The organism is Bradyrhizobium campsiandrae, assembly GCF_014529705.1.
GTDB classification, from domain to species: Bacteria; Pseudomonadota; Alphaproteobacteria; order Rhizobiales; family Xanthobacteraceae; genus Bradyrhizobium; species Bradyrhizobium campsiandrae.
Genome location: NZ_JAANIH010000005.1, coordinates 22,510 through 38,204, shown reverse-complemented (window position 1 = coordinate 38,204; position 15,695 = coordinate 22,510). Strand labels below are relative to the sequence as shown.

15 protein-coding genes and 1 riboswitch are annotated in these 15,695 nt (G+C 66.3%); of the genes, 5 read left to right on the top strand and 10 right to left on the bottom strand.

What is annotated here, in order from left to right; genetic code table 11:
• Nucleotides 1-7 precede the first annotated feature (7 nt).
• Together G8O24_RS05195 and G8O24_RS05190 are read left to right on the top strand one after the other, a co-directional pair.
• The gene (locus G8O24_RS05195) at nt 8-871 is read left to right on the top strand and encodes an ABC transporter permease (RefSeq protein ID WP_188097152.1); all 864 of its coding nucleotides are present in this window, start codon (nt 8-10) and stop codon (nt 869-871) included.
• Nucleotides 871-1,686 (top strand): ABC transporter permease, encoded by an 816-nt coding sequence (locus G8O24_RS05190; RefSeq protein WP_188097150.1) that lies wholly within the window; start codon nt 871-873, stop codon nt 1,684-1,686. The genes G8O24_RS05195 and G8O24_RS05190 overlap by 1 nt, the downstream gene beginning before the upstream one ends.
• On the opposite strand, the gene G8O24_RS05185 is transcribed toward G8O24_RS05190, so the two are convergent.
• Nucleotides 1,687-2,022: a hydroxyisourate hydrolase gene (locus G8O24_RS05185; RefSeq protein WP_188097148.1), complete on the bottom strand. Its 336-nt coding sequence runs from the start codon at nt 2,020-2,022 to the stop codon at nt 1,687-1,689. It lies immediately after the preceding gene.
• A gap of 29 nt (nt 2,023-2,051) precedes the next feature.
• On the opposite strand from G8O24_RS05185, the gene G8O24_RS05180 reads away from it, so the two are divergent.
• Nucleotides 2,052-3,248, top strand: coding sequence for an MFS transporter (locus tag G8O24_RS05180; protein WP_188097146.1), 1,197 nt, complete (start codon nt 2,052-2,054; stop codon nt 3,246-3,248).
• Nucleotides 3,229-4,596 carry an amidase gene (locus tag G8O24_RS05175; RefSeq protein ID WP_188097145.1) on the top strand — a complete coding sequence of 456 codons (1,368 nt, stop codon included), beginning with the start codon at nt 3,229-3,231 and terminating at the stop codon, nt 4,594-4,596. The genes G8O24_RS05180 and G8O24_RS05175 overlap by 20 nt, the downstream gene beginning before the upstream one ends.
• 177 nt (nt 4,597-4,773) lie before the next feature.
• On the opposite strand, the gene G8O24_RS05170 is transcribed toward G8O24_RS05175, so the two are convergent.
• Nucleotides 4,774-6,204 carry a PepSY domain-containing protein gene (locus G8O24_RS05170; RefSeq protein WP_188097143.1) on the bottom strand — a complete coding sequence of 477 codons (1,431 nt, stop codon included), beginning with the start codon at nt 6,202-6,204 and terminating at the stop codon, nt 4,774-4,776.
• Nucleotides 6,205-6,217: 13 nt separating this feature from the next.
• Nucleotides 6,218-8,566, bottom strand: a complete 2,349-nt coding sequence (locus G8O24_RS05165; RefSeq protein ID WP_188097141.1) for a TonB-dependent receptor — start codon at nt 8,564-8,566, stop codon at nt 6,218-6,220.
• Nucleotides 8,567-8,683: 117 nt separating this feature from the next.
• Nucleotides 8,684-8,885, bottom strand: a riboswitch (cobalamin riboswitch).
• A 73-nt stretch (nt 8,886-8,958) separates the two neighbouring features.
• Here G8O24_RS05165 and G8O24_RS05160 point away from each other — a divergent pair.
• On the top strand, nt 8,959-9,531 hold the full coding sequence (locus tag G8O24_RS05160) for a histidine phosphatase family protein (protein ID WP_188097139.1): 573 nt from the start codon (nt 8,959-8,961) through the stop codon (nt 9,529-9,531).
• Here the strand turns inward: G8O24_RS05160 and cobT are convergent.
• Genes cobT through cbiE form a run of 7 tightly spaced genes read right to left on the bottom strand, consistent with a single transcriptional unit; the run spans nt 9,524 to nt 15,695 of the window.
• Nucleotides 9,524-10,576, bottom strand: a complete 1,053-nt coding sequence (gene cobT / locus G8O24_RS05155) for a nicotinate-nucleotide--dimethylbenzimidazole phosphoribosyltransferase (RefSeq protein ID WP_188097137.1) — start codon at nt 10,574-10,576, stop codon at nt 9,524-9,526. The genes G8O24_RS05160 and cobT overlap by 8 nt on opposite strands.
• A 9-nt stretch (nt 10,577-10,585) precedes the next feature.
• Nucleotides 10,586-11,335 (bottom strand): precorrin-6A synthase (deacetylating), encoded by a 750-nt coding sequence (gene cobF, locus G8O24_RS05150; protein ID WP_188097135.1) that lies wholly within the window; start codon nt 11,333-11,335, stop codon nt 10,586-10,588.
• The gene (gene cobA, locus G8O24_RS05145; protein WP_188097133.1) at nt 11,332-12,063 is read right to left on the bottom strand and encodes a uroporphyrinogen-III C-methyltransferase; all 732 of its coding nucleotides are present in this window, start codon (nt 12,061-12,063) and stop codon (nt 11,332-11,334) included. The genes cobF and cobA overlap by 4 nt, the downstream gene beginning before the upstream one ends.
• Entirely contained in the window at nt 12,060-13,370 is a 1,311-nt protein-coding gene (locus G8O24_RS05140) for a cobyrinic acid a,c-diamide synthase CobB (RefSeq protein WP_188097130.1), read from the bottom strand. The genes cobA and G8O24_RS05140 overlap by 4 nt, the downstream gene beginning before the upstream one ends.
• Complete coding sequence (gene cobM / locus G8O24_RS05135) at nt 13,370-14,152, bottom strand: precorrin-4 C(11)-methyltransferase (RefSeq protein ID WP_188097128.1); 783 nt, start codon at nt 14,150-14,152, stop codon at nt 13,370-13,372. The genes G8O24_RS05140 and cobM overlap by 1 nt, the downstream gene beginning before the upstream one ends.
• Complete coding sequence (locus G8O24_RS05130; protein WP_188097126.1) at nt 14,149-14,517, bottom strand: cobalamin biosynthesis protein; 369 nt, start codon at nt 14,515-14,517, stop codon at nt 14,149-14,151. Before G8O24_RS05130 ends, cobM begins: the two co-directional genes overlap by 4 nt.
• Nucleotides 14,514-15,695, bottom strand: a complete 1,182-nt coding sequence (gene cbiE, locus G8O24_RS05125; RefSeq protein ID WP_188097418.1) for a precorrin-6y C5,15-methyltransferase (decarboxylating) subunit CbiE — start codon at nt 15,693-15,695, stop codon at nt 14,514-14,516. Before cbiE ends, G8O24_RS05130 begins: the two co-directional genes overlap by 4 nt.

Below are 15,695 nucleotides of genomic sequence, written 5' to 3'. Positions count from 1 at the left end.
ACCAACGATGGGCGCAGCACCGGCACCACGGGACGTCACCTCCTACGGGATGGGATTGGCAGCGCCGCTGGCGCTGTTCTTCCTGGTGTTCTTCGTGGCGCCGCTGCTGCAACTGCTCTGGCTGTCGCTGCACAACGACACGGCCGGGCTCCATTGGGGGCTCGGCCAGTACCTGCACTTCCTGACCGACCCCTTCAGCCTCGGCGTGCTCGGCTCGACGTTGCTGCTTGGAGCCGAGGTGACGGCCGTCTGCCTCGTGCTCGGCTTTCCCATCGCCTGGCTCTATCAGCGGGTCGGACCAAAGCTTCAGACCGTCATCATCCTGATCGTGCTGCTGCCGCTGCTCACCAGCGTCGTGGTGCGCACCTTCGCCTGGATCGTCATCCTCGGACGCCAGGGCATCATCAATGCGACGCTGCAATCCCTCGGGATCATCGATACACCCCTCAAGCTGCTCTACACCCAGTTCGGCGTGGTGATCGCGCTGGCGCAGGTACAGATGCCGCTGATGACGCTGCCGCTGATCACCGCGCTCGGCCGCATCGATCCCAATCTCGACGACGCCTCCTGCTCGCTCGGCGCCGGAAGCTGGCGCACCTTTTTCCGGATCGTGCTGCCGCTGTCGCTGCCCGGCGTGATCGCCGGATGCACGCTGACCTATGCCGCCGCCATCACGGCCTTCATCACCCAATCGCTGATCGGCGGCGGACAGATGCTGTTCATGCCGATGTATCTCTATCAGCAGGCCTCGACCTTGCAGAACTGGCCGTTTGCGGCGGCGATCTCGATCATCTTCCTGCTCGCCGTGCTCGCGGTCGTCTCCGTCTTCACCACGCTCGGCCGCCTGTCGCGCGGCTATGGAGGGGCGTGATGGCTGGTCGCAAGCGCACGCTCGAAGCCATCAGCTTCGAGCTCGTCATGAGCGTGATCGCGATGATCGCGCTTGTTATCATCATCGCGCCATCGCTGGTGGTGCTGGTCGTCTCCTTCACCAGCGGATTCTCGTTGCGGTTCCCGCCGCAGGGCTATTCGCTGCGCTGGTACGCCGAATTGTGGGACGCATGGCAGCTGCACTTCGCGGCGAAAAACAGCCTCGTCGTGGCGCTGTGGGCGACGGGCCTGTCGATCCTGCTTGGTGTTGCCGCCGCGCTCGCGATCTCGCGGTCGCGGACGCTGTCGGCGCGGCTGCTCGATTCCCTCTTCATGTCGCCGCTGGTGCTGCCGGCGCTCGCCTTCGGCCTCGCCGCCCTGATGCTGTTCTCGCTGGTTGGCCTGCCGGTGTCGCCGCTGACGCTGGTGATCGGCCATACCGTGGTCTGCGTGCCCTATGTCGTGCGCAACACGGTCGCCGCGCTCGCGCAACTCGAGCCGACCCTGCTGGAAAGTTCGGCGGTGCTCGGCGCCAGCCGCTTCTATACGTTCCGTCGCATCGTGCTGCCGCTGATCCGGCCGGGCATCATCGCCGGCGCCTTCATCGCTTTCATGTCGTCGTTCGACAACGTGCCGGTGTCGCTGTTCCTGCGCGATGCCGCGACCGACATGCTGCCGATCCGGATGTGGCAGGACCTCGAGGGCAAGCTGGATGTCACCATCGCAGCCCTGTCCGGCGTGTTGATCATCGCCACCGTCGCGCTGGTCGCAATCATGGAGCGCGTCACCGGCTTGTCGCGGCGGCTGACGAACTGATCAAGCGCCGCGGAACAGCGAATAGCCCCAGCGCGTGAACTTCAGCGGCAGATGAAAATGTTCGTTGACATCCCTGATGCGAAAGCGGAACGGCGTCACGGTGAGGAAGCCGTCGCTGTCCGCATAGAACTCGCCGAGATGAAACAGCACCTCGTATTCGCCGGCCGTCACGCCCGCGCCCCGCGCGATGGGATGATCGAGTACGCCATTGGCGCCGAGCCGTCCGTCGGCAATGCGCGAGGAGTCCGGATCGATCCGCCAGATCTCGACGCGCAGCCCCTGCGCAGGACGCCCGCTCGCCACGTCGACCGCATGAATGGAAATGCCGCCCGCCATCTTGCTGCCCCTCCCGTGAACGCGCTCCCATGGTAGACGCAAACACGGTCCTTCGGCCAGCGCCCGCGCTGCTGCCGGCCTTGGGCGCGATGACCCTGCTCCAGGCCCTGGTCGCCCTCGCTCTGTTTGCGCCCGGCGTGGTCGCGCCGCGGGCCCATATCGAGGTGTGGCAGCTCTCGATGTTCTCCGGCGCGGTGTTCGCGGTCGGCATTCCCGCCTCGTTCTGGGGCGGCGGCCTCATCGCAAGGCTCGGCTCGCTGCGGATCGCAAGCCTGTGCGCGGCCGCCATCGTCGTCAGCATGGTGCTGGCCTCGCTCGGATCATCCTCCGCCCTGCTTGCCGCCGGCCTCTGCCTCGGTCTTGCCATGGGGCCCGAGACGCCCGCGAGCGCGGCGCTGCTGGCGCGGCTCGTGACGCCCAGGCGGCGCGCCTTCGTGTTCTCGGTACGCCAGACCGGCAACCAGATCGGCGCGGTCTGCGGCTCGCTGGCCCTGCCCGCGATCGCGATCTCGCTGGGGCCGTCGTGGTGTTATGCAGTGGTCGGCATCTGCGCGCTGGTCGCCGTCGCGCTGTTCGAATGGTTGCGCCCGGCCTACGCCGGCAAGATCGCGCCCCCACCCAACCTCGATCTGCGCGCCCGGCTGGCCCTGGTGACCGCTGATCGGCGGATCGCGATGCTGGCGCTGGCCTCGATGCCGTTCAGCGCCATGCAGGTCTCGCTCAACACCGTCTTCGTCACGCTCGGCACGCGCGAGCTTGGCCTCAGCCATATCGAAGCCGGCATGGCGCTCGCCTGCGCGCAAGCCGGTGGTCTCGTCGGCCGGCTCGGCTGGGGCTTTGTCGCCATGCGCCTCAACGCCTCGCGCGCCGTGCTCGTCGTCATCGGCCTCGGCATGGCCTTCTGCGCGGCGCTGCTTGGCTTCCATGGCGCTTCGCTCGGCCGTGCCGGGCAGTTCGCGGTCGCCGCGCTGTTCGGCCTGACGGCTTCCGGCTGGAATGGTGTCTTCGTCGCCGAGATCGCGCACCTCGCCCCGCAGGACCGGATCGGCGAGACCACCGGTGCGGTGCTGACCGCGTCCTATGCGGGCCTGCTGGCCGCGCCGATACTGGTCTCGATCCTGGATGGCGCAGCCAGCCTCGGCGCGGCCTTCGTCACCTTGGCGGGCCTTGCCTTTTGCGGCACTTTGGCGCTGATGTGGGGAGCCCATGATATCGCGGACCAATAGCGCGCGCGAGATTGTTGCCGACGTTACCGCCGGGCGGACGACGGCGGTCGAGACAGCCAAGGCCGCACTTGCGCGCATCGAGGCCGCCAAATCGTTGAACGCGATCGTCACGACCGATCCCGCCCGCACGCTCGCCGATGCCGCCGCAATCGACGCTCGCCTGCGGGCCGGCGAGACCATGCCGCTGGCCGGCGTTCCTATCGTCGTCAAGGACAACATCTGGACCGGCGGTTGGCGCGTCACCCAGGGCTCGCGCCTGTTCGCCGATTTCATCGCGCCGGAGGACGCCATTGCCATCGCGCGGCTGCGCGATGCGGGCGCAATCGTCGTCGGCATTGGCGCGACATCCGAATTCGCCTGCAAGGGCGTCACCACCTCGGAACTATTCGGGCCGACGCGGCATCCGCAAAATCCGGCGTTAACGCCGGGTGGCTCATCCGGCGGACCCGCCGCCGCTGTCGCGGCCGGCCTCGTGCCGCTCGCGATCGGCACCGATGCCGGCGGCTCGAGCCGCAGGCCGCCAGCCCATGTCGGCATTGCCGGCTTCAAGCCGTCCTATGGCGCGATCCCCTATGGCCCCGGTTTCGCCGAGCCGTTCTTCGGCTTGTCCGTCATCGCGCCGATCGCCGCTGACGTTGCCGATATCACGCTCGCCTTCGAGGCGATGGCCGGAGCCGACCCGCGTGACCCGGATTCGGCGAGCATTGCGCAAGAAGCCAGGGACATCGCTGGCCTCCGCGTCGCCTTCTCGCTGCGCCTTGGGCTTGACGTCGCCGTCGATGACGTCGTTGCCGATGGTCTGGTGTCCGCCGTCGCCCGTCTCTCCGCTGCAGGATTGCACGTCACGCAGCGCGATCCCGTCTGGCCGGCGGGCGCGACGGAAGAAGCGATCATGCCGCTTCAGCATGCCGGCCTCGCCGCCCTCCATGGCGATGCCTTCCGCAGGGATCCGACCATCTTCGATCCTGACATCGCCAGGCAGATCGAGCGAGGGCTGTCCTGGTCAGGCGCTGAGGTTGCAGCAGCGCTGATCGCGAGCACCGCGATCGCACGTGCATTCGCAGGCTTCTTCGACGAGATCGACCTGCTGCTCACGCCCACGGTTCCCTGCGTGGCCTGGCCATTCACGCAGCTTGGGCCCGACATGATCGGCGGCCGCGCGGCGAGCCCGCGCGCGCACGCGGTGTTCACGCCGTTCGTCAATCATGCCCGGCTTCCGGCGATCTCGATTCCCCGCGGGGCCGACGCATACGGGCTTCCCTTTGGCCTGCAGATCATCGCTCCTCGCGGCGAGGACCGCACGCTGTTGCGCGCGGCTCGGCAGATCGAGGCACAGTTGCGGACATAGACGTCGGTGATCCAGCGCGGCTCGCACGCCGCGTCCGCCCGCCGAGGATTTCGGAATAATCGCAATATACGCCTGTTTTGCCCGACGAGTCAAGTTTCAGCTCGATGCCGGCGTGAGCCGTTGATTCCGCTATCACCGGCTACTGTGCATGGGGTTGTTTTCGCGGTTCTTGTTTGATCAGGCCTCAGGGCTGGCGAAAGACCGACGCAAGCGCCGCCAGCCGATGACAAGTCCAGTCATCGAGAACACGAGACCAAGCAGGCAGAGCCCGACGATCAGGACATCGCGCAGGCGCTGATGCGCCACGAGGATCGGAAAGTCGAGCGTGTGCAATGCGCTGTAGGCCCAGCGATAGGCTCGCCGCGACGGATCCAGTCGTTGCAGGACGTTGCCGTCGGCGCTGTCGATATCGAACCAGAGCTCGCCGCAGCGAGAGCGGTAGACCGGCGCGCCCGGAATGATAGACCGAGCGGGGTAGTCATCGTCGGCGGCAACAACGGACACCGTGTCGCAGCCGCTCGCAAGGCGCGTCGACAAAGTCAGGACATCCTGCGCGCTGAGAACTTCAGAGGTCCCGCCATCCGGCCGCAGCAGAACCTGCTTGTCGCGCCCTACCCGCTCTCGTCGGTAGACATTGCCGTTGAAAGCAAACCACTCGACATCCCGAACCGATGGCGATATCGGCCGCTGATCGACAGATCGGGCCGCGCGCCAGTCCGGCACGGCGTTCGTCACGCTCGCTTCCGCCGGGGTCAATTGCCCACGCGAGAACAGCCGGCCGTGATCCATCGAGAGCCAGCCGCTGAAAATCCAGCTCAGCACGAAAACGGTCGACACGAGACCGATGATGTGGTGCAAGCCATGCCAGCCGCGGTAAGGCGACGAGATCCGGCGGCCGCGGATCCTGATCCTGATGACGCCCAGCGCTGCCCCCAGCACTGCTGCAATCAAGGCAACCGCCGACAGATTCGATACCAGCCGGTCCCAGAGTGCCCAGTTGCTCCGCAGAACCGTCGGATAGATCCAGTGCATCACGCTCCCGACCCAATTCCATCCGCGCTCGCTGCGGGTCGTATCCAGCACCACCTCGCCGGTGCGCGACGAGACATAGATGTCTGTCCCGGCCGCATCGCCGAGCGCGATGCGGAACAGCGGCCGATGGCGGTCAAAGCCATTCGGCACGCTCCATTGATCGTAATCAGCACACGCAACGATCGCAGCGTGCGTGGAATCGAGCCCGCGTTGACGGGCATGGTCTCGGGCAATGGCGAGCGCGACATCGGAGAATTTCACGGACGCATCGGCTCCGTCCGACGCATGGATAGCCTGCAGGCGCGACGGCCCCGACATGATGTAGACCGGCCCGTCGCTGCGCTCGATCAAGCGCACGCGCGTGGCATCGGCGATCCCGCTCGCAGCCACCGCATCGGCTATTGCCATGGTGGCCTGCCCGCGCTCCACCGGCGCGGGGCCGGCAAAGCGCTCGGCTTCCGTCAGCGACGGAAACGGAATGAAGTGCATCACGATGCCGCTCGCAAACCACATCGCGAACAGCAGGCAGAACGCGATCCCGAGCCAGCGGTGCAGCAAGACGATCGCGCCGATCATGCGATTTATCATCTCACCATTTGAACGCGACGGAGATCTCGTAGGTCCGCGGCGCCCCCAGCAAGATCTGATCGGGATAGAACGGGTCGCCCCAGATCGCGTAGCGCTTGTCGGTGAAGTTGCGGACTCGGAAAGTCAGGCGAGCCTGGTCGACGGTGTCGAACACCATCCTCGGGATATCGACGAAGGCGTAGACGTCACCGACGGTGTAGGCATTCATCGTCACGGTGTTGGCGTCGGTATTGTGGCGATCGCCGACATGGCGCCCGGTGATGCCGACCTCTACCGGCCACGGTGTAAAGAAGCGCCAGGACGCGCCGGCATTGGCGACGACGCGCGGCACGTTCGGCGGCGTATTGCCTGAGAATGAGCCGCCGGCGAAATCATAGTCGGCATAGCGCGCATCGACATAGGCGATGTTGCCCCACAGCTTCAAAGGCTCGATCGGACGGATCGATCCGGCCAGCTCGAGGCCCTTGGACTCCTGCCGTCCCGCAATGTTGAGCGTCTGGCCGCCGGCCGCGGCGTAGACGTTCTTGCGCAAAATGTCGTAGGCCGAGAACGACCATTCGGCCCTGTTGTCCCAGAGCACGTGCTTGACGCCCGTCTCGTAGGTGCGCGCGGTCGTCAGGTCGAGCGGCTGGGTCGGCGAAAGCAGGAAGATGTTGTTGGCGGACACGTCGGCGCCGGTGGCGTACTGGCTGAAGAAGGTCAGGCCGGGCGCGGCCTCCCAGGTGTAGCCGATGCGCCCCGTCACCGGCGCCCCGTCCTTGGTGAACGGGAAGCCTGCGTTGACCAGGCCATTGACGTCGGTCGAGTTGCGGTCGAGCCCGATATGTTCGACGCGAAGGCCGCCGATCAGAGAGAAAGTTCGCGTGAGCTTCAGCCGGTCCTCGAACGACAGCGCCTCGTTGTCGATGCGCGCGGTCTGCTGCCTGGTCGCGAGATCGCCATAGAAGCCTCTGACGGGATCGACCAACGAGACAAGATCGTTCGGGAAGTTGGCAGCGCCCGGCCTGACGAAGTCGAGATAGCTCGACGACAACGTCGTGACCATGCGGTTGTCGAATCCCGCGATATTGGCATCCCAAACCAAATCGGTGATGTTGCCGACCAACCGCTGGCTGTGCGCGACATAGAAGCGCTCGCGATAGACCTGGTTGTTGGCGGAATCGAACGCCTCGATTTCGTTGTTGAACCAGCTGCGCTCGGCGCCATAGGCATAGGCTTGGCTCTTCAAGGTCAGGTCGGGCGCGAGCTTCAGCTCGAACCCGCCGCGCAGCCACACCTCTTGCGCGACATTGCGGTTGTCGAGAACGTTGTAGTTCGTGCTGAAGGTGCGGTCGTCGATCGTGATGGCTCCGAGGTCCGTCCTGTTGAAATAGCTGCCGGAGACGATGCCGCTCGTCGCATGGGAGCCGCTGAAGGCCACCGGCACCAATGGGGCGCCCCAGTAGGCCTTGGAGCGATCTTCCCGATACTCGATCGCGCCCCAGACCTTGAGGCTATCGGAGATTCGATAATTGAGCTGGCCGGAGACGTCGAGCGTTTTGGTGTTGGTGTCGTCGGCGAAGCCATTGAGCGAGGAGCGGCTGACATCGAAGCGGTAGTCGAGCCCCTGGACATTCGTGCTGCCACCCGAACCGTAATACGTGCGGAATGAGTTCAGCGAGTCCCAGGAAAAGTCCGCTTCGTTCCGGATCGGCCCGGTGTGCGGCTGCTTGGTGACGAGATTGATCGCACCGCCCGCGGCGCCCTCGCCCGAGATCAGCGAAGCCGGGCCTTTCAGGATTTCCACAGCTTCGAGATTGGCCGTGTCCATGATCCGCGAAGTCATGTTCTGCGGGCCAATCTTGATACCGTTATAGAGCGTGTTGATCTGGCTGTTGGTGAAGCCGCGCATCGAAAACGCCGAGGGCTCGCTCGGATTGTCGCCCGCGATGACGCCGACCGAGCCTTGCGCGACGTCGGAGACGGTGCGGTAGCCCTGCTCGCGGATGGTTTCGGCGGAGATTACTTCGACGGTCGCCGGCGTCTGCCGCACCGTCAGGCCGAGGCGCGATGCGCTCTCGGCAACGGCATTCGTGTTCAGCGGCGTCGGCGCCGCAGCATTCGGCACGACCGGCTTGGACGCGGCCGGGGCCACTACAGCCCTGCGCGCCGCCGCACGGCGTGCACTTGCGGCATCCCGGCCGGCCTGCTTCACTTGTTTACGGGATTGCGGAGCCGACACCTCCACGGCAGGCAGGGGCTCGCGGAGCTGCTGCGCCAACGCGGCCGGCATGTCGATGGTGACAAGCGACGTGAGAGCGGCGGATGCAAGCAGAAAACGGCGCGGTCGCGCAATACGGATGGAAGACACGGTCTTGGACCTCGGTGTGACGTCAGTGGCACGTCACCGCGAACCAAGGTCCCATCATCAGGCGCAAAAGCCGTCAGATGAAGCCGAATGTCTGTACTCCCCGACCGACATCTTCGCGTGTGACCACGGCTGACGGCAGGTCTCCTGGCTCGCGGGTCGTGACCGCTTCGTCGCCTTCCCGGGACCGAGGACCCAGTGGCTTAAAGACGAAGGATTCACCGCTTACAGTTGCGGGGGCAGCTACGGCATTGGGGAAACATCCCCGCACCGCATTCCCTTTTCATCCCCTTTGGGGGAAACCGTCACAGCCATCTAGGATTACGGCGAAGACAGAGTCAATGTGTCAGATGCGGCGATATTGCCACACCGGCCAACTTCCTCGGGAGATCTGCATGGAAGGCGAAACCTTCCTCTGGCTGATACGGCATGCTCCCGTCGACGGCGTTGCGGGCACCATCCATGCGATGGATGCGCCCGCCGACCTCGGCGATCGCGCCCAGTTGGAGGCGCTACGAAGCTGCTTACCGCGCGGCGCGGCAAGCTATGCCAGCCCGGCACGACGCACGGTCGAGACCGCGCGCGCGCTAGGGCTCGCGCCCGAACTGGTGCCTGAATTCGGCGAGCAGGATTTCGGCGATTGGACCGGACGCAAGCACGATGAGCTCGCCGCGGCCGGCGGTGAGGCCTATGCGGACTTCTGGTGCGATCCTGCGCACGGCCGGCCACCGGGCGGTGAAAGCTTCAAGGACCAGATCGCGCGCGTGCAGCTGGGCCTGACAAGCGTCAACGCTGGTGCGGCAACGCTCGTCGTACATTCCGGCACCATCCGTGCAGCGCTCTGCATCGCGCTCGACCTGACGCCTCAGGCCGCGCTGCGCTTCGTAATCGATCCGCTGTCACTGACCCGGATCGACCGGCTGGCGACCGGCTGGCGCATCGTGTCGGTCAATCAGCAGATCAGCTAGGCCTGTCCGGCACGTTGGCCTGCGCGAACGTCGCCATGTCATTGTGAAGCGCGCAGGCAGATCGCACCAGCGGCAGCGCAATCGCTGCGCCAGATCCTTCGCCAAGCCGGAGATCGAGGCTGATCAGCGGCTGCGCGTCGAGCGCGCGCAGCACCAATCGATGCCCCTGCTCCGCCGATTGATGCGACGGCAGCAGGAACGGCCGGCATGACGGATTGAGACGCACGGCGGCGAGCGCCGCAACCGAGACGATAAAGCCATCGATCAACACGGGAATGCGCGCCTGCGCGGCCGCAATGATCGCGCCTGTGATCGCCGCGATCTCAAGGCCGCCGACGGCACACAGAATCGTCTCAGGCGACGCGCCGGCAACGCCATGATGCGCAATCGCCGCCTCGATGACGCGCACCTTGTGCGTACGGCCCACCGCATCGACGCCGGTGCCCGCACCGGCAATCTCTTCGGCACTGATGCCGAGCAGGCTCGCGGCGATCGCCGCGGATGTCGTGGTGTTGCCGATGCCCATCTCGCCGAAGATCAGCAGATCCGGTTGGCTAGCCTCGGCACGCCCGACTGCGCGCCGGCCGGCCTCAAGGGCAAATGCCAGCTCCGCCGGCGCGAGCGCAGCCTCGACGCTGAAATCGCGGGTGCCGAGGCGCGGCTTGTCCGTGACGACGCCCGGCATCGCGGACTCGGCCAGCGTGCCGGCATCGACGACCTCAAGGGTCGAGCCAAGCTCGCGCGCGAGCACCGAGATCGCAGCGCCGCCAGACGCAAAGTTCGCCATCATCGCGATGGTGACGGCCTGCGGATAGGCCGACACGCCCTGCGCGACGATGCCGTGATCGCCGGCGAAGATGATGATCGGCACGCGCGCAGCGCGCGGCTTCTCGACTGCCTGCAGGCCCGCGAGCTCGATCGCGAGCTGCTCGAGCCGGCCGAGCGCTCCGGTCGGCTTGGTCAGTTGCGCCTGACGCGCGATCGCCGCCTCACGATGGACCGTGGAAATCTCGGGGCATTTCTGGGTGACCCATTCAGGGAGCATGCTGCCTCGCTACGACCCGCGCTTGAGGATGTAACTGTCCATGATCCAGCCGTGCCGCGCGCGTGCTTCTTGCCGTGTGGCGACGATGCGTGGGCCAATCTCGGCCAGCGCGCCGGACATGATGATCTGACCGGCCATGCCGAGGTAGGCACCCCACCAGATGTGAATTCGATCGGGATCGAGCGACTGGAACGCCGTACCGCCGTCGAGCATCACCACCACGGTGTCGACACCGTGCGGCCAGCCGCCTTCACGCAGGCGGCGCCCCGTCGTCACCAGAAATGGTTTTCCGATATCGTTGAGCGGCAGCGTATGCGCGGCGCACAGCGCCTGGATCGCGGTGATGCCGGGCACGACCTCGATGTCAGGCAAGGGATCGAGCCTGCGCGCGATGCGCAGCGAGGAATCATACAGCGAGGGATCGCCCCAGATCAGCAGCGCCACCTTGCCCTCGTCGCCGAGATGATCCGCAATCGTCTGCGACCAAGTGGCGGCGACCGCATCGTGCCAATCATCCACGCCTCTGCGGTAATCGGCCTCCGTGGCGTCGCGCACGGGAAGATCGAACTCGGCGATACGCGTGGCGGGGTTGGTGAGTACATCGGCGCAGATGCTCCGCCTGAGATCGGCGAGATCGGACTTTGCGGTTCCCTTGCGTGGGATCAGAACGAGATCCGCCGCATTGATGGCATCGATCGCTGCACGCGTGAGCTGCGCCGGATCGCCACAACCGATGCCGATCAGCGAGAGTGTCGTCATGACGATCCGCCTTCCGCCAGCGCACCGAACATGATCACGGCCGCCGTGGAGGCCGCACCGCCGCGCGCAAGCTGCTCGGCAAGTTCAGTGATCGTGGTGCGGACCAGGCGTTCGTCGGCACGACCGAGCGATTCGGCGAAAAGCGCCGGTGTGCCAGGTGATAGGCCGTGCTCGATCAATGTCGTGACCAACGCCGGAAAGGTGCGGCGGCCCATATAGACCACCGTCGTCGCATCGGGATCGGCGAGCGCCGCCCAATTCAAATTCTGCGGCAGCTCACCGGTGACGTCGGCCCCGGTGACAAACTGCACGCGACGCGAGGTGTGGCGACGGGTGAGCGGAATTCCGGCCTGCGCAGCGGCAACGCAAGCCGATGTGACACCGGGAATGATCTCATAACCGATGCCGGCCTCACGCAGCGTCTCGAGTTCCTCCTCGAGCCGGCCAAAGATGCCGGCATCGCCCGATTTCAACCGCACGACACGCACGCCCGTCGCGGCGTAGTCCACCAGCAGGCGGTTGACGTGATGCTGTTTCGTCGACGGCCGCCCCGCCCGTTTTCCAACCGCGACGAGATTGGCACCGGGTCGGGCCAGATCGAGGATCGCACCCGACGCAAGGTCGTCATAGAGCACGACGTCAGCCTCGCCCAACCGCGCGGCACCCTTGAGCGTGAGCAGTTCGGGATCGCCGGGGCCGGCGGAAACAAAGGAGACAAATCCGCTCACCGGTCCTCCGCGATCAGATGGAAGAACGTGCCGGTGGCCCGCCCGCGCCGCGAGCCGGTCTCGGCAATGACCGCACCTGTGGCATCATGCACGACAGCCAACGGCGTATCGGGCTGGGCGAGGATCGTCGAATAATGGAATTCGTGGCCACGCAGCCGCGCACCAATTTGATGCCCCGGCATCGGCGTCGCGAGCGCGGCGAGACGATAGCCCAGATGCATGCGGCGCTTGGCAAAGCTCGTCTCGAGGCCAAGCAGGCCCGTCATCTCGTGGCGAACACCGTCCGCGTCCGTCAATGCAGTCCCCAGGACCATATAGCCTCCGCACTCGCCATGCACAGGTCGCGTCTCGGCGAAGCAGCGTAGACCATTGCGGAAGCGCGCAGCGGCGGCGATCTTACCAGCATGAAGCTCGGGATAGCCGCCAGGCAGCCAGCAGACATCTGCACTGGCATTGGGCGCCTGGTCGGCGAGCGGCGAGAAGGTCGATATCTCCGCGCCCGACCTGCGCCAGGCCTCCAGCATGTGCGGATAAACAAAGGAGAATGCCGCATCGCGGGCCAGCGCGATGCGCTGCCCCGGCGGTGTCACGTTGGGATCGCTGGCGGCGGTCTGCGGCGACCAGACGGCCGCCGATCGCAGCACCGCATCCAGATCGACATGCTCGGCGACGAAACGCGCGGCCTCGTCGATCAGCTTTCCGATCTCAGCCTGCTCCTCGGCCTGCACGAGGCCAAGATGCCGCTTTGGCAGGCTGATCTCGGCATGGCGCGGCAGCGCGCCGAACACCGCGATGCCGGCGTCATTCAGCGCACGCCGCACCAGATCTTCGTGGCGTGGGCTGGCGACACGATTGAGCACGACGCCTGCAAGACACACGCCGGCACGGTAGTCGCGCAGGCCCGCCGCGATCGCCGCCGCGGTCTGCGCCTGTCCGGATGGATCAATCACCAGCACCACTGGCCAGCCCAGCATCTCGGCGATGTCGGCGGTGGCGCCGGTGCCGGAGGCGCCGCGCGCGGCGACGCCGTCGAACAGGCCCATCGAGCCCTCCGCCAGCACGATATCGGCATCTGCACCGCGGCTGACGAGATGCGCGATGGTCGCGCGGTCCATCGCCCAGCTATCGACATTGACCGAGGCGCGCCCCGTGGCGGCGGCATGGAAGGCAGGATCAATGTAGTCAGGTCCGCTCTTGAAGCACTGCACGTTGAGGCCGCGATTGCGCCAAGCGCGCGCGAGCGCCAGCGTCAGCGTGGTCTTGCCGACGCCGGAGGCCGGCGCCGAGATGACGAGGCCTGCCGCCATCACGCCCCCTCCGGAAAGCGCGGCTCGGTGCCGACGGGGCGATAGCGGCGGTCGTAATCAACCGCGTAGAGGCGGCTCTCGTCAAAATCCGCAGCGCCAAGCGTCTTGCCGACCAGGATGAGCGCCGTGCGCTCCATCTCGACAGCTATGTCGTCATCGAGCGTTGCGAGCGTGGCGCGGACGATGCGCTGGTCGGGCCAGCTCGCGCGCCAGACAATCGCGACCGGGCAGTCTGCGCCATAGTGCGGCGTGAGTTCGGCGACGACCTTATCAAGCAGATGGATCGACAGATGAATGGCAAGCACGGCGCCCGTCGCGGCGAACGCCGCAAGTCTCTCCCCTTCGGGCATTGCACTGGCCCGGCCCGGCGTGCGGGTCAGCACCACCGTTTGGGCAAGGCCGGGCAGCGTCAGCTCGGCTTCCAGTGCAGCGGCTGCTGCGGAGAAGGATGGCACACCTGGTGTGACAGTGAATGGAATACCGAGCGCGCGGAGGCGACGAAGCTGCTCGCCCATCGCCGACCAGATCGACAGATCGCCGGAATGCAGACGCGCAACATCCTTGCCGTCCGCATGCGCGGCAGCGATCTCTGCGATGATCCCATCCAGCGACAGCGGTGCTGTGTTGACGATCCGCGCGCCAGGCTGGCAATGCGCCAGCACGCCCTCGGGCACCAGCGAGCCCGCATAGAGGCAGACCGGACACGCCGCGATCAGATCGCGACCGCGCAGGGTGAGAAGGTCGGGGGCGCCAGGACCGGCGCCAATGAAGTGCACCGTCATGGGCCGTCTCCCTCCGCAATCGCGGCGGTCGCGGTGCGATCCTGCGAGACCACGCGCGATGCGATCAGACGGGCACGAGGTCCGACCGCCGCGAGCGCGACTGCCTCGGCGACCGAGCCCGTGCCGAACTTTTCGACGATGAACTCTGACTGCGTCGGTGTGTGAATGCTGGCCAGCACGTCGGCAGGCACAGCCCTGACCGGAACGCCGCACTCGCAGGCGAGCTGCTTCAGCGCCTCCGCGTCGGCCTTGTCGCTGATGGTCGCCACGGCCGCGAGGCCATCGGGGCCGCCTGCGGCCTCGAGCGCTTCGCGCAACGAGGCCAGCGTCACATCCTGTTTGAATCCGAGCCCGGCGACCCTCATCGGACCGTACTCCACTGCACCACCGGCCGCGCCGCGTCCCACGAACGGTAACGGCCGAGCGGAGCGGCATGCGCGATCTCGACCCGCATCAGCTCACCGCCATGCTGCTGGTGCAGTTCGCCGAGCAGCGCTTCCGTCTCCAGGGTCACGGCGTGTGCCACGAGCCGTGTATCGGGCGCGAGCCGCGACCAGATCGCATCGAACATCCTGCGATCGAGGCCGCCGCCGATGAAGACCGCGTCCGGCACGTCCAGCGGGGCGAGAACTTCGGGCGCTTTTCCCTCAATAATGGCGATCCGATGTGCCAATCCGAACGCAGCCGCATTCTTGCGGATATTCGCGGCGCGATCCTCGCGCGCCTCGATAGCGGTCGCCGTTCCCCTGCACAGCGCCCACTCCACCGAGATCGAACCCGAGCCGGCGCCGACGTCCCACAGCCGTTCGCCGGGCCGCGGGGCCAGGGCCGAAAGCGCGAGCGCACGCACGGACCGCTTGGTGATCTGGCCGTCATGGACGAACAGATCGTCTGGCAGGCCCGAACTGCGGGGAATGCCCTGTGTTCCCCTCGCCCACACCGCCACCGCGACCAGATCAGCAGCAACCTCCTCGGCAAAGAGGTCGACGCGATGCTGATCAGTGTATTCCCGTGGCCCGCCAAGCGCCTCGAGCGTCCACATCAGTGACGCACCCCATCCGCGCTCGGTCAGCCATTTCGCGAGCTCGCCGACCGCCGCTGCATCGCGCATCAGGCAGATGATGTGCGCATCTCGCACCAGATGCGGCACCAGACGCTCGAACGGCGCCGCATGGAGGCCGATGCACGTCGCGGCCTCAAGTCGCCAGCCCAAGCGCGCGGCCGCAAGCGAGAAGGTCGACGGTGCCGGATGCGCGATCCATTCGTCGCTACCGAGCCTTGCGGCAAGGCCCGCGCCGGCGCCGTACCAGAACGGATCACCGGAGGCCAGCACCGCCGTCGGCTGCCCGCGGCAGCTCAGCACGACATTTGCGTCGAATGGCACAGGCCACGCACGGCCACGACTTCCGACGTCTGCAAGCGCAAGATGACGCTCGCCGCCGAACACGGTTTCGGCGCTAGCAAGCGCCTTTCGACTTGCTTCCGACAGCCCGGCAAGGCCATCTTCGCCGATACCTATGATGGTCAGCCAGGGATCAGCCAA

Coding starts and splice junctions, on each gene's coding strand:
- G8O24_RS05140 (WP_188097130.1), bottom strand. CDS start 13,370: ATGGCGGCAGGCCTCGTCATCTCGGCGCCGGCCTCCGGCGTCGGCAAG.
- G8O24_RS05195 (WP_188097152.1), top strand. CDS start 8: ATGGGCGCAGCACCGGCACCACGGGACGTCACCTCCTACGGGATGGGA.
- G8O24_RS05170 (WP_188097143.1), bottom strand. CDS start 6,204: ATGATCGGCGCGATCGTCTTGCTGCACCGCTGGCTCGGGATCGCGTTC.
- G8O24_RS05180 (WP_188097146.1), top strand. CDS start 2,052: ATGGTAGACGCAAACACGGTCCTTCGGCCAGCGCCCGCGCTGCTGCCG.
- cobM (WP_188097128.1), bottom strand. CDS start 14,152: ATGACGGTGCACTTCATTGGCGCCGGTCCTGGCGCCCCCGACCTTCTC.
- G8O24_RS05160 (WP_188097139.1), top strand. CDS start 8,959: ATGGAAGGCGAAACCTTCCTCTGGCTGATACGGCATGCTCCCGTCGAC.
- G8O24_RS05190 (WP_188097150.1), top strand. CDS start 871: ATGGCTGGTCGCAAGCGCACGCTCGAAGCCATCAGCTTCGAGCTCGTC.
- cobT (WP_188097137.1), bottom strand. CDS start 10,576: ATGCTCCCTGAATGGGTCACCCAGAAATGCCCCGAGATTTCCACGGTC.
- G8O24_RS05175 (WP_188097145.1), top strand. CDS start 3,229: ATGATATCGCGGACCAATAGCGCGCGCGAGATTGTTGCCGACGTTACC.
- G8O24_RS05185 (WP_188097148.1), bottom strand. CDS start 2,022: ATGGCGGGCGGCATTTCCATTCATGCGGTCGACGTGGCGAGCGGGCGT.
- G8O24_RS05130 (WP_188097126.1), bottom strand. CDS start 14,517: ATGAGGGTCGCCGGGCTCGGATTCAAACAGGATGTGACGCTGGCCTCG.
- cobF (WP_188097135.1), bottom strand. CDS start 11,335: ATGACGACACTCTCGCTGATCGGCATCGGTTGTGGCGATCCGGCGCAG.